Here is a 12846-nt window from a genome sequence, read left to right as displayed (position 1 = left end):
CGGGCGGATCACGCCGTTGCGGCAATGCCTGCGACCAACAGGCCGACGCCGACGACCAGCAGCACGAAGTAGCCCATGCTGAGCAGCAGGCCGCGCCAGATGGCGCCGAACCAGCTGAGCCGGTAGACATTGCGCATCGCCACCAGCCCCTGGCCGAAGACGGCGAAAGTCATCAAGCCTTCGATGTTGGCCGCCATGGCAAGCAGCAGGGCCAGGAACCACAGGCTGTGGCTGTGCAGCGAAAACACGAAGTGCTCGGCATAGCGCCTCCCGCTGCCGGCAAACATGGCCAGCAACAGGGCTGCGAAGACCGGCTGCATCGCCAGCATGCCGTAGGGCGCCAGCGCACTGAAGCGGGCCTTCCACTGGTCGCCTGTCATCGACTTGCCTTTCGTGACCAAGCCCGTCACCAAAAGCTCGCTGCGGCTGCAGGCCTCGGGATGCTGCTCATCGCAGCCCAGCTTGGTGTTGACCGATTTCTTGCCCTGGCCGGCCGTGCTTGCCGCCTCGGCCTCAGCCTCGGCCGGCGTCTGCCCAGGCTTGACTTTCACCTTCACTGGCTTGCCGGGCGCGGCCGGTTGGCTGGACTCGACGTCTGCCTCCTGCTCCTCGTGTTTTCCGTGCTGCAGCAGGTGATAGCCGACGAAGAACAGGAAGCTGGCGGTCAGATAGACCCGCAGCGGCAGCACATAGCGCCGCCGCTGGCCGCGGAAATAGGCGTTGGTCAGATGACCCGGCAGGCAGACCAGCGCCCACAGCGTGCGCCACAGCGGCCCGTCGAAGGCGACGTAGTGCCCCAGGTACTCGGTGAACATCTCGCGCACCGAGGGCGGATGCAGGTCAGTCTCCTGGCCGCAATGGCCGCAGTAGACCGGGCGCGGCGTGGCCAGCGTGAAGTGGCAGTTGCGGCAGTAGGGCAGCTCGGGCGCGCCGTGGCTCTTGGGGCTCGTTGGGCTCATGCGGACAGCAGTTTGTTGATCAGCTCGGGCGTGCTGCCCGCCTGGTATTTCTTCATCAGCCGGCCGCGGTAGATGTCCACCGTGCGCGGGCTGACGCCCAGGCGTCGGCCGATCAGCTTGCTGGTCTGGCCCTCGACGAGCAGGGCGGCGATCTCGCGTTCGCGCGGCGTTAGCTCGGCCGTGATCTGGCGGCGCGCCGACAGGTCCTCAAAGCTCCAGATGCCGCGGGCATGCGGGTCGGACGGGTCCAGCGCGCGGCCGGTCACGTGGCACCAGAACAGCTCGCCGCTACCCAGGCGACGCATGACGCGGTCGTCGGCATAGTGGCCCTGGGCATCCAGGCTGGCGACGATGCGCGCGCCGGTGCGCTCGAACTCGACGGCGCTGGGGTACATGACGGCAAAGCTTTTGCCCAGGAGCTGCTCGCGCGTGGCCGCGAACATCTGCAGCACGCGCTGATTGCAGTCGACGATCTGGCGCTGGGCGGACAGCACCAGGCCGATCGGGGCGAGCTGGAAGGCGCTGCGGTAATCGAGGACGGCGGGTTCCACTTAGGCGAATTCGCTTAATCGACTTCGGAAGGCGCGCGATAGTACCCTTCGCGCTTCACCCGAAAGGCAGGAGACGGCATGAACAAGGTGTACCCGAGCGCTGAAGAAGCGCTGCGCGGCGTCGTGAAGGACGGGCAGATGCTCGCGGTCGGCGGCTTCGGCCTGTGTGGCATCCCCGAGGCGTTGATCACGGCCCTGCGCGACAGCGGCGTCAAGGACCTGACGGTCATCTCCAACAACGCCGGCGTCGACGGCTTTGGCCTCGGCGCGCTGCTCGTCACGCGCCAGATCAAGAAGATGATCTCCAGTTACGTGGGCGAGAACAAGGAGTTCGAGCGTCAGTACCTGGCCGGTGAGCTGGAGCTTGAATTCACGCCACAAGGCACCTTGGCCGAGAAGATGCGCGCTGGTGGCGCCGGCATCCCGGCCTTCTTTGTGCGCACCGGCGTGGGCACGCTGATCGCCGAGGGCAAGGAATCGCGCGAGTTTGACGGCGAGACCTACATCCTGGAGAAGGCCCTGGTGCCCGACGTCGCGCTGGTCAAGGCCTACAAGGCCGACAAGAGTGGCAACCTCGTGTTCCGCCGCACCGCGCGCAACTTCAACCCGGCTGCGGCCATGGCCGGCAAGCTGACGGTTGTCGAGGTCGAGCACCTCGTTGAGACGGGCGAGATCGACCCGGACGACGTGCATCTGCCGGGCATCTATGTGCACCGCATCGTTGTCAATGCCAACCCCGAGAAGCGCATCGAGAAGATGACTCTCTCGCCATCTAAGGTTTTGGGGACAGACCGCCCGAGCGAAGCGAGTAGCTCTGCGCCCCACACTTCAAAGGACTGACATGCCCTGGACCCAAGATCAGATGGCCGCGCGCGCGGCCCAGGAGCTGGAAGACGGCTTCTACGTCAACCTCGGCATCGGCATCCCGACGCTGGTGGCCAACCATGTGCCCGCGAGCAAGGAAGTCTGGCTGCAGAGCGAGAACGGCATGCTGGGCATCGGCCCCTTCCCGACCGAGGACGAGGTCGACGCCGACCTTATCAACGCCGGCAAGCAAACGGTGACCACGCTGCCCGGCAGCAGCATCTTTGGCAGCCACGACAGCTTCGCGATGATCCGCGCCGGCAAGATCAACTTGTCCATCCTGGGCGCCATGCAGGTCAGCGGCAGCGGTGACCTGGCCAACTGGATGATCCCCGGCAAGATGGTCAAGGGCATGGGCGGCGCGATGGACCTTGTCGCCGGCGTCAAGCGCGTCATCGTGCTGATGGAGCATGTGGCCAAGAAGAAGGACGGCAGCGAGGACATGAAGATCATCCCCAGCTGCACGCTGCCGCTGACAGGCGTGGGCGTCGTCGACCGCATCATCACGGACCTCGGCGTCTTCGACGTCGTGCCCGGCGGCATCAAGTTGGTCGAGCTGGCCGAGGGCGTCACGCGTGAACAAGCGCAAAGCAAGACAGGGGTTCCGTTGCTCTGAGGTAAATCAAGCCTCGCATCCCCAGTTCATGGGCCAGGACGGGTCAGCGCAAGCTGGCCCGTTTGCGTTGGGCGGAGCATTCTTCGAACAACAGCGAGGCCACCATGCGCGCACCACCGACGCCTGAAGTCGAGACCATCGCCCCCGCACTCGAGACAAGTGCAGACCTGAACCCCGGCGGCATCGCGGCCACCGCTACGGCAGCGGCTTTGCTGGCTGCCTGCGGTGGAGGAGGGGGAGGCGATGCGCCGACCCCATCGCCGTCACCACCGCCTCCGCCGCCACCTCCACCCCCGCCGCCACCCGGCATCACCGACGCCGAAGCCGCGCGTTTCCTGGCCCAGGCCGGCTTTGCCGCGAGCGCAGCCGACATCGCCACCGTCAAGGCCAATGGCTACGCCGCGTGGCTGGACGCGCAGTTCGCGCTGCCGGTCAGCGATGGCCATTTCGACTGGATGGTGGCCAATGGCTATGCCATCGTTGACCACCGCAACGACTTCGGCGGCGCCGACAACACGCTGTGGCGCAAGCTGCTGTCCGCGCCCGATTCGCTGCGCCAGCGCGTTGTGCTGGCCCTGAGCGAGATCTTCGTCATCTCCATGAGCGGCCTGCCCATGCCCTGGCGGGGCTTCGCCATCGCCTGCTATGTGGACATGCTGGAGCAGCGCTGCTTTGGCAGCTACCGCGATCTGCTGAACGCGGTGACGCTGTCCAATGGCATGGGCGTGTATCTCGCCACGCGCGGCAACCTCAAGGAAGACACCAACACTGGCCGCGTCCCCGACGAGAACTACGCCCGCGAGGTCATGCAACTGTTCAGCATCGGCCTCTACCAGCTCAATGCCGACGGCACGCTCAATCTCGACGGCAGCGGCAAGCCCATCGAAACCTACAGCCAGACCAATATCACCGACCTGGCGCGTGTCTTCACCGGCTGGGACTTCGACAGCTACAGCGGCAGCGACCCGGCTTTCATGAAAAAGCCCATGGTCAACATCGCCTCGCGCTTCTCGACCGGGGCCAAGAAGGTGCTGGACGTCGACATCCCGGCCTCGGCCGACGGCCCGGCCGCATTGAAGATCGCGCTGGACACACTGGCTGCCCATGCCAACGTCGGCCCCTTCATCGGCCGGCAACTGATCCAGCGCCTGGTGGCCTCCGACCCCAGCCCCGCCTATGTCGGCCGCGTCGCCGCCGTCTGGGCCGATAACGGCGCCGGCGTGCGTGGCGACCTCAAAGCCGCTATCAAGGCCATCCTGCTGGACACCGAAGCGCGCACCGCATCCGCCGCTCCGGGTGCCGGCAAGCTGCGCGAACCGTTGCAGCGCTTCATCCAGTGGGGGCGCAGCTTCGGCGTCACCTCACCCAATGGCCTCTGGAACATCGGCAACACGAGCGACTCCGGCACCCGCCTGGGCCAGAGCCCGCTGCGCAGCCCCTCGGTCTTCAATTTCTTCCGCCCCGGCTATGTGCCGCCCAACTCGCAGCTGGGTACGAACGACGTCACGGCGCCTGAGTTCCAGCTCTGCAACGAGAGCACGGTGGCCGGCTACATCAACTACATGCAGAAGGCCATTGCCGACGGCATCAACGATGTGAAGCCCAGCTACACGGCCGAGCTTGTGTTGGCCGGGGACGCGCCCGCCCTGGTTGCCAGCCTCGCGCTGCGCCTGGGCGGCGGCGACATCTCGACGACGACGCAAGCCACCATCGCGACCGCCGTGGCCACCATCTCCGCCGCCAGCGACACCGGCAAGGCCAACCGCGTGCAGGCCGCCATCCTGATGTTGATGGCCTGCCCCGAATACCAAGTGCAGAAGTAAGGGGACGACCATGAAGCTCAACCGACTCCCCGAACTGCAGCGCCGCGAGTTCCTTCGCCGTGCTGGCGCTCTTGGCATCGCGGGCAGCGCCGCGCCCTGGGCGCTGAACCTCGCCGCACTGGGCGAAGCCGCCGCGGCCACAGCGCCTGGCGACTACAAGGCCCTGGTCTGCGTTTTCCTGTACGGCGGCAACGACCACGGCAACACCCTGGTCCCGTACGACCAGGCCAGCTACAACGCCTATGCCGGCATCCGCCAGACTCTGGCCACGCCGCGCGAGCAACTGGCCGCGACGGCCCTTGCACTGAACGTCGGCGGCCGTCAGATGGCCCTGGCGCCCCAGCTCGGCAAGCTCAAGGGCCTGTGGGACAGCGGCCGGCTCGGCATCCAGCTCAATGTCGGCACGCTGATCCAGCCGACCACGCTGGCCCAGTACAACGCCAAGAACGTGCCGCTGCCGCCCAAGCTGTTTTCGCACAACGACCAGCAGTCCGTCTGGCAGAGCAGCTCGCCCGAGGGCGCCACCTCGGGCTGGGGTGGCCGCATGGGCGACCTCTTCCTGGGCGGCAACGGCACGGCCACCTTCACCTGCATCAATGCCGCGGGCAATGCCGTCTTCATGGCCGGCAAGCAGGCCGTGCAATACCAGGTGTCCACCAGCGGCGCCGTGCCCATCAACGGCATCCTCAAGCCGCTGTACGGCTCCCAGGCCTGCGCCGATGCGCTGCGCGGTCTCATCACGGCCGACCGCACGCACTGGATGGAGGCCGAACTGAACAAGGTCGTCGCCCGCTCCGTCAGCGCCCAGGGCGTCGTCACCTCCGGCCTGGCCGGTGTGCCAGCGCTGCAGACGCCTTTCGATGCGGCCAGCAGCCTGTCCGCCCAGCTGCTGATGGTGGCCAAGCTCATTGGCGCCCGCCAGGCCCTGGGCGCGACGCGCCAGGTCTTCTTCGTGTCACTGGGCGGCTTCGACACCCACGATTTCCTGCTCGACGAGCACCCGGGGCTGCTGACCGCTGTCAACGACGCGCTGGCCAGCTTCTACGCGGCCACCGTCGAGCTGGGCGTCGCCAGCCAGGTCACCGCCTTCACGGCCAGCGACTTCGGCCGCTCGCTGACCAGTAATGGCGACGGTTCCGACCACGGCTGGGGGAGCCACCATTTCGTGCTGGGCGGGGCGGTGCAGGGCGGCAAATACTGGGGCACGCTGCCCTCGGTCAGCATCAACGGCCCCGACGACGTCGGCCAGGGCCGGTTGCTGCCGACGACGGGTGTGGATCAGCTCGGCGCGACGCTGGCCACCTGGATGGGCGTCGGCGCCGGCGACCTGCCGCGCGTGCTGCCGCAGATCGTCAACTACAGCCAGCGGGATATGGCTTATTTCTGAGTTCGGGGGCATGCCTAAGATGGCCCCATGCTCCGCCTCCTGACGCCTCTTCTCCTGGCCAGCCTGCTGGCCCCGGCCCATGCTCTCGACCAACCCGAGGCCGCCACCAGCCGCACTGCCAAGCAGGGCAGCCTGACGGCGCCTGCCAAGCGCTTTGCGGTGACGGCGGCCAACCCGCTGGCTGTGGACGCGGGCATCGAGATGCTGAGGGCCGGGGGCTCGGCCGTCGACGCGACCGTGGCCGTGCAGGCCGTGCTCGGCTTGGTCGAGCCTCAGTCCAGCGGCATTGCGGGCGGCGCCTTTCTGATGCACTGGGATGGCCGCCAGGTGCAGACCCTGGACGGCCGCGAGGCAGCGCCGGCCGCAGCCACGCCCGAGCTCTTCTTGAAGGCCGACGGCAAGCCCCTGCCGATGCGCGAGGCCATCATGAGCGGCCTGTCTACCGGCGTGCCGGGCGTGCTGGCCATGCTGGCGGAGGCGCACCGCCAGCATGGCCAGTTGCCCTGGGCCAGGCTGTTCGAGCCGGCCATCCGCCTGGCCGAGCGGGGCTTTGCGATCAGTCCGCGGTTGTTCGAGCTGGCCTCGGCCGAGGCGCAGTTGCGAAACGATCCGCAGGCCGGGTCGTACTTTTTCGATGCGACCGGCGCGCCCAAGCCCGTCGGCACCGTGCTGAAGAACCCCGCCTATGCCGCCGTGCTGCGTGGCATCGCCATCAAGGGCCCCAAGGCCTTCTACGAGGGCGCCGTGGCCGAGGACATCGTGCGCCGCGTGAAAGGCCATGCCCGTCCGGGCCTGCTGAGCGCGGCCGACCTGGCCGGCTACAAGGCCCTGGCTCGCCCGCCGCTGTGCAATGACTGGCGCGCTTACCGCATCTGCGGCTTCGGTCCGCCGACCTCGGGACACCTGACGCTGATGCAGATCCTCGGCATCCTCGACACCCAGCCGGCCGCCGTGACGGCCAAAGGGATCACGGCCGACTGGATGTACGCCTATGCCGAGTCCGCCAAGCTGGCCTTTGCCGACCGCGCCCAGTACATAGCCGACCCGGCCTTTGTGGCCGCGCCAGGCGGTGACTGGCAGAACCTGCTTGCGCCGGTATATCTGAAGCAGCGCGGTGCGCTGATCGGCCCCAAGGCCATGGGCGTGGCCACGGCGGGCCAACCCGCGGCCATCAAGCAGGCCCTGGCGCCCCAGGCCGAGCAACTCGAGGCCGGCACCAGCCAAGTCAGCGTCGTCGATGCCGAAGGCCATGCGGTGGCGATGACGACCAGCGTCGAATCCGCCTTCGGCAGCCGCGTCATGAGCGACGGTGGCACGGGCCTGGCCGGCGGCTTCATGTTGAACAACACGCTGACGGACTTCTCGCTGAACCCGGTCGGTGCCGACGGCAAGCCGGTGGCCAACCGTGTCGAGGCCGGCAAGCGACCGCGTTCCAGCATGGCGCCGACATTGGTCTTCGACCGCGACGGCAAGCTCGTCATGGTGGCCGGCTCACCCGGTGGGCCGGTCATCATTCATTACGTCGCCAAGGCCATCACCGGCGCCCTGGCCTGGGGCCTGCCGGCCCAGCAGGCGGTAGACCTGCCCAACTTCGGCCATTTCAACTCGGGCCAGCTCATCGTCGAGCGCGGCGCGCTGACGGCCGAGCAACTGGCCGACCTGCGCGGTCGTGGCCAGCAAGTAGTCGAGACCGACCTGACCAGCGGCCTGCAGGTGCTGGTGCGGGTCAAGGAAGGTTGGGTCGGCGGCGCCGACCCGCGCCGCGAGGGCGTCGTCCGTGGCGAGTAAGTCGTCCTGCCGCCGCGCGGCATCTTGTCTGACACCGCTGCCCGCTAGCCGCCCACTAGGCTGGTTAGGTTGTGAGCCGCGGGGTCAGCGATGGACGAAGTGCAAGGATGTTGTCTTTCACGCCGGGACGTCTTGATTGCGGGCGCCGGCACGGCAGCCGCCTCAGCCGTTGAGGCCGCTGAACGGGAGCCGGCCATGTCCAATGGAACGACGGGACGCGTGACCCTGGAGGTCAACGGCCAGTCCCACAGCGTCGATGTCGACACGCGCACAACGCTGCTCGACCTGCTGCGCGAGCACCTCCACCTGACTGGCACCAAAAAGGGCTGCGACCACGGCCAGTGCGGCGCCTGCACGGTGCTGCTGGACGGCCGGCGCATCAACAGCTGCCTGATGCTGGCCGTCATGGCGCCGGGCGCCAAGGTCACCACCATCGAGGGCCTGGGCACGCCGCAGCAGCTGCATCCGCTGCAGGCCGCCTTCGTCGCGCATGATGGCTACCAGTGCGGCTACTGCACGCCGGGCCAGATCTGTTCGGCCGCCGGCATGCTGGACGAGCTCAAGCGCGGCGTGCCCAGCCACGTGACGACCGACCTGACCGCCAAGCCGTTGCTGAGCGCCGACGAGTTGCGCGAGCGCATGAGCGGCAACCTCTGCCGCTGTGGCGCCTACTCCAACATCGCCGAGGCGATCACCAGCGTTGCCAAGGAGGCCGCATGAAAGCCTTCAGCTTCGAGCGAGCGCGCACGCCAGCGGAGGCCGCCGCGGCCGTCGCGGGTTGGCCCGACGCCAAGTTCATCGCCGGCGGCACCAATCTGCTGGACCTGATGAAGCTGCAGATCGAGGCGCCCGGCCACGTCGTTGATGTCAACGCCCTGGGTCTGGACCGCATTGAGCCGATCGACGGCGGCGGCCTGCGTATCGGCGCCCTGGTGCGCAATGCCGACCTCGCCAGCGACGCCCGCGTGCGCCAGGACTACGCCGTGCTTTCGCGCGCCTTGCTCGCCGGTGCCTCGGGCCAATTGCGCAACCGGGCGACGACGGCGGGCAACCTGCTGCAGCGCACTCGCTGCCCCTATTTCTACGACACCGCCCAGCCCTGCAACAAGCGCCAGCCCGGCAGCGGCTGCAGCGCCATCGGCGGCGTGGCGCGCTCGCTGGCCATCATCGGCACGAGCCAAGCCTGTATCGCCAGCCACCCGAGCGACATGGCCGTCGCCATGCGCGTGCTGGATGCGCAGGTCGAGACCATCAAACCCGATGGCCAGGTGCGCCGCATCCCCATCGCCGACTTCCACAAGCTGCCCGGCGATACGCCCCACGTCGAGCACACGCTGGCCCACGGCGAGCTGATCACTTCGGTGCTGCTGCCGCCACCCGCGGGCGGCACCCAGGTCTACCGCAAGGTGCGCGACCGGGCATCCTATGCCTTCGCCCTCGTGTCGCTGGCCGCCATCGTGCAGCGCGACGGCAGCGCACGCCTGGCCTTCGGCGGCGTGGCGCCCAGGCCCTGGCGTGTGGAGGCGGCCGAGCCGCAACTCGCGCGCGGCGCGCACACATTCTTCGGCCAGGCCTTCAAGGGCGCTGCGCCTCAGCAGGACAACGCCTTCAAGCTCAAGCTGGCCGAACGCTTGCTGGTCGACACCTTGCAGCCGACACGGAGCGCATGATGAGATTCGACCAGCCCGCCACCACCAACCCCATCGACCAAGGCCGCATCGTCGGCCGCCCCACGCCGCGCATTGACGGCCCGTTGAAGACGACGGGGACCGCGCCCTATGCCTACGAGCACCACGACCTGAAGCCGACGCCGGCTGTGGGCTATGTCGTCGGTGCCGGCATCGCCAAGGGCCGCGTGGCTGCCATGGACCTGAAAGCGGCGCGGGCGGCCCCCGGCGTGCTGGCCATCGTCACGGCCCAAAACGCCGGCAAGCTCGGCAAGGGCAACATGAACACCGCCAAGCTACTCGGCGGCCCGCAGATCGACCACTACCACCAGGCCCTGGCCGTCGTCGTGGCCGACAGCTTCGAGCAGGCGCGCGCCGCGGCGGCGTTGATCGACATCCGCTACGAGGCCGCCAAGGGCCGCTTCGACCTGGCCGCCGAGAAGCCTCATGCGCCGGTGGCCAAGAGCGATGGCTTCGGTGGCGAGGCCGAGACCAAGCATGGCGACTTCGAGGCCGGCTTCGCCAAGGCGCCGGTGCAGCTGGACGCCAGCTACACGACGCCCGACCAGGCCCACGCCATGATGGAGCCGCATGCCACCATCGCCTGGTGGGAGGGCAAGAAGCTGTCGGTGTGGACGTCCAACCAGATGATCGACTGGGCCGTCGGCGACCTCGCCAAGACGCTGGGCATTCCCAAGCAGGACGTGCGCGTGCGTTCGCCCTTCGTCGGCGGCGGCTTTGGCGGCAAGCTCTTCCTGCGCGCCGACGTCGTGCTCGCGGCCCTGGGCGCCAAGGCCACCGGCCGGCCCGTCAAGATCGCGTTGACCCGGCCGCTGATGTTCAACAACACCACGCACCGGCCCGCCACCATCCAGCGCATCCGCATCGGCGCCAACAAGGACGGTCGTATCCAGGCCATCTCGCACGAGAGCTGGTCTGGCAACCTGCCGGGCGGCGGCCCCGAGACGGCCACGGGCCAGACGCGGCTGCTCTACGCCGGCGAGCATCGCTACACCGCAATGCGCCTGGCCGTGCTGGACCTGCCGGAAGGCAACGCCATGCGCGCGCCCGGCGAGGCGCCGGGCCTGATGGCGCTGGAGATCGCGATGGACGAGATGGCCGAAAAGCTCGGTCTGGACCCCATCGAGTTCCGCGTGCGCAACGACACCCAGGTCGACCCCGAGAAGCCGCAGCGTCCCTTCTCGCAGCGCCGCCTGGTGGAGTGCATGAAGCAAGGCGCCGAGCGCTTCGGCTGGAACCGGCGCAATGCCAGACCGGCGCAGGTGCGCGAGGGCGCGTGGCTCATGGGCCTCGGTATGGCGGTGGCCTTTCGCAACAACCTCTTGATGAAGTCCAAGGCCCGCGTGCGCCTGGAGGGTGAGCGCGTCATCGTCGAAACCGATATGACTGACATCGGCACTGGCAGCTACACCATCATTGCGCAGACGGCGGCCGAGACCATGGGTGTGACCCTCGACAAGGTCGTCGTGCGCTTGGGGGATTCGAGCTTCCCGGTGTCCTGCGGCTCGGGCGGCCAATGGGGCGGCAACAACTCGACGGCCGGCGTGTATGCGGCTTGCATGAAGCTGCGCGGCATGGTCGCCCAGAAGGCCGGCATGGCCGACGCGGAGTTTGCCGGCGGCGAGGTGCGTGGCGGCGGCAAGGCCGCGCCGTTGAAATCATTCGCCGGCCTGGTGGCCGAGGACGGCATCGAATACGGCGACCTCGACAAGCGCTACCAACAGTCCACCTTCGGCGGGCATTTCGCCGAGGTGGCGGTGGACGCGACGACCGGCGAGGTGCGTGTGCGGCGCATGCTGGCTGTGTGTGCGGCGGGGCGCATCCTGAACCCGACCTCGGCGCGCAGCCAGGTCATCGGCGCCATGACCATGGGCGTTGGCGCGGCGCTGATGGAAGACCTGAAGGTGGACCACCGCCGCGGCTTCTTCGTCAACCACGACCTGGCCGGCTACGAGGTGCCGGTGCACGCCGACATCCCGCACCAGGACGTCATCTTCCTGGACGAGACCGACCCGATCTCGTCGCCGATGAAGGCCAAGGGCGTGGGCGAGCTGGGCATCTGCGGCGCGGCCGCTGCGGTGGCCAACGCCGTCTACAACGCCACCGGCGTGCGGGTGCGCGACTACCCGCTGACGCTGGACAAGCTGCTCGCCGGCCTGCCCGCGCTGACTTAGCGGCGCTGGTTCAGGACGACCAGGCCCAGGGCGGCCAGCGCGGCGAACAGCAGGCCGCTCCAAACCTCGTAGGGCAGGCCGACGAGGCGATAGGCCGCCGCCTCCGCGCAGTTGGCCGTGATCATGAAGACCGAGGGCCACAGCTCCTCGAGCCCGAGCGCCGTGACGATCTTGTCCGCCAGGCCCATCGCGCAGGTGGCGCTCTGCGAGGCCACCTCATGCTGGAAGACGGCCGCCGTGAGGCCCGCGGCGCACAGCATCAGCACGACCACGAGGGCCGTCTGACGCAGCGCGCGCTTGGCGCTCACCAGCCAGCCCAGCAGCGAGACGGCGCCGATCACCAGGAAGATGGCCCGCTGCAGCACGCACCACGGGCAGGGCTTGACGCCGAACTGGTGCTGGGCGATCAAGGCGATGCCGACGGCGCCGAAGCTCGCCACGGCCATGCCGGCCAGCGCACGGGCCGGCAGCTTGGAAGGGGTGGTGAACATCAGTCCTGAACTTCCGCGATCAGCTCGATCTCGACGCAGGCGCCAAGCGGGATCTGGGCCACGCCGAAGGCGCTGCGGGCATGCTTGCCGGCGTCGCCCAGCACCGCGGCGAACAGCTCGGAGCAGCCGTTGGTGACGAGGTGCTGCTCGGTGAAGTCGGGCGTGCTGTTCACGAGGCTCATCACCTTGACGATGCGCACGATCTTGCCCAGGTCACCGGTGGCGGCCTGCAGCGTGCCGAGCAAGTCGATGGCCACGGCGCGTGCGGCCGCCTGGCCGGTGGCGGTGTCGACATCCTTGCCGAGCTGGCCCACCCAGGGCTTGCCGTCCTTTTTGGCGATATGGCCCGACAGGAACAGCAGGTTGCCGGTGCGTGTGAAGGGCAGGTAGGCGGCGGCGGGAATGGCCAGCGGCGGCAGGGTGATGCCGAGTTCGGCGAGCTTGGCTTGGATGGCAGAAGAGCTCATGCGTAGAAGCGCGGTGGCGCAAGCGAAAAACCGCGGCA

The 12846-nt window shown here is 68.3% G+C and carries 12 protein-coding genes; 8 read left to right on the top strand and 4 right to left on the bottom strand.

Annotated elements, in window-relative coordinates; translation table 11 throughout:
• Nucleotides 1–8: 8 nt before the first annotated feature.
• Together AC1DW0_RS21045 and AC1DW0_RS21040 are read right to left on the bottom strand one after the other, a co-directional pair.
• Complete coding sequence (locus AC1DW0_RS21045; protein ID WP_056193418.1) at nucleotides 9–959, bottom strand: DUF3667 domain-containing protein; 951 nt, start codon at nucleotides 957–959, stop codon at nucleotides 9–11.
• Nucleotides 956–1510: a helix-turn-helix transcriptional regulator gene (locus AC1DW0_RS21040; RefSeq protein WP_477947779.1), complete on the bottom strand. Its 555-nt coding sequence runs from the start codon at nucleotides 1508–1510 to the stop codon at nucleotides 956–958. The genes AC1DW0_RS21045 and AC1DW0_RS21040 overlap by 4 nt, the downstream gene beginning before the upstream one ends.
• Before the next feature lie 78 nt (nucleotides 1511–1588).
• On the opposite strand from AC1DW0_RS21040, the gene AC1DW0_RS21035 reads away from it, so the two are divergent.
• The 8 genes from AC1DW0_RS21035 to paoC all read left to right on the top strand — a co-directional run bounded on the left by AC1DW0_RS21035 (nucleotide 1589) and on the right by paoC (nucleotide 11850).
• A complete protein-coding gene (locus AC1DW0_RS21035) occupies nucleotides 1589–2350 on the top strand; it encodes a CoA transferase subunit A (protein ID WP_477947777.1) in 762 nt (253 codons plus the stop codon).
• 1 nt (nucleotide 2351) lies between these two features.
• The gene (locus tag AC1DW0_RS21030) at nucleotides 2352–2990 is read left to right on the top strand and encodes a 3-oxoacid CoA-transferase subunit B (protein ID WP_477947775.1); all 639 of its coding nucleotides are present in this window, start codon (nucleotides 2352–2354) and stop codon (nucleotides 2988–2990) included.
• 104 nt (nucleotides 2991–3094) lie between these two features.
• Entirely contained in the window at nucleotides 3095–4813 is a 1719-nt protein-coding gene (locus AC1DW0_RS21025) for a DUF1800 domain-containing protein (RefSeq protein ID WP_477947773.1), read from the top strand.
• 10 nt (nucleotides 4814–4823) lie between these two features.
• Nucleotides 4824–6200, top strand: a complete 1377-nt coding sequence (locus tag AC1DW0_RS21020) for a DUF1501 domain-containing protein (protein WP_477947771.1) — start codon at nucleotides 4824–4826, stop codon at nucleotides 6198–6200.
• 27 nt (nucleotides 6201–6227) lie between these two features.
• Nucleotides 6228–7988, top strand: coding sequence for a gamma-glutamyltransferase family protein (locus tag AC1DW0_RS21015; protein ID WP_477947769.1), 1761 nt, complete (start codon nucleotides 6228–6230; stop codon nucleotides 7986–7988).
• A gap of 90 nt (nucleotides 7989–8078) precedes the next feature.
• Complete coding sequence (paoA, locus tag AC1DW0_RS21010; RefSeq protein ID WP_056193435.1) at nucleotides 8079–8708, top strand: aldehyde dehydrogenase iron-sulfur subunit PaoA; 630 nt, start codon at nucleotides 8079–8081, stop codon at nucleotides 8706–8708.
• The gene (locus AC1DW0_RS21005; protein WP_477947767.1) at nucleotides 8705–9658 is read left to right on the top strand and encodes an FAD binding domain-containing protein; all 954 of its coding nucleotides are present in this window, start codon (nucleotides 8705–8707) and stop codon (nucleotides 9656–9658) included. Before paoA ends, AC1DW0_RS21005 begins: the two co-directional genes overlap by 4 nt.
• Nucleotides 9658–11850: an aldehyde oxidoreductase molybdenum-binding subunit PaoC gene (paoC, locus tag AC1DW0_RS21000; RefSeq protein WP_477947765.1), complete on the top strand. Its 2193-nt coding sequence runs from the start codon at nucleotides 9658–9660 to the stop codon at nucleotides 11848–11850. Before AC1DW0_RS21005 ends, paoC begins: the two co-directional genes overlap by 1 nt.
• On the opposite strand, the gene AC1DW0_RS20995 is transcribed toward paoC, so the two are convergent.
• Both AC1DW0_RS20995 and AC1DW0_RS20990 read right to left on the bottom strand, forming a co-directional pair.
• The gene (locus AC1DW0_RS20995; RefSeq protein ID WP_457353210.1) at nucleotides 11847–12341 is read right to left on the bottom strand and encodes a disulfide bond formation protein B; all 495 of its coding nucleotides are present in this window, start codon (nucleotides 12339–12341) and stop codon (nucleotides 11847–11849) included. The two genes, paoC and AC1DW0_RS20995, sit on opposite strands and share 4 nt — an antisense overlap.
• Nucleotides 12341–12808, bottom strand: coding sequence for a RidA family protein (locus AC1DW0_RS20990; protein WP_457353208.1), 468 nt, complete (start codon nucleotides 12806–12808; stop codon nucleotides 12341–12343). The genes AC1DW0_RS20995 and AC1DW0_RS20990 overlap by 1 nt, the downstream gene beginning before the upstream one ends.
• Nucleotides 12809–12846 lie beyond the last annotated feature (38 nt).

Source organism: Roseateles sp. P4_D2, from assembly GCF_056401875.1.
The sequence above is the reverse complement of the archived record's forward strand: the minus strand, read 5'-3'. Positions and strand labels throughout refer to the sequence as shown.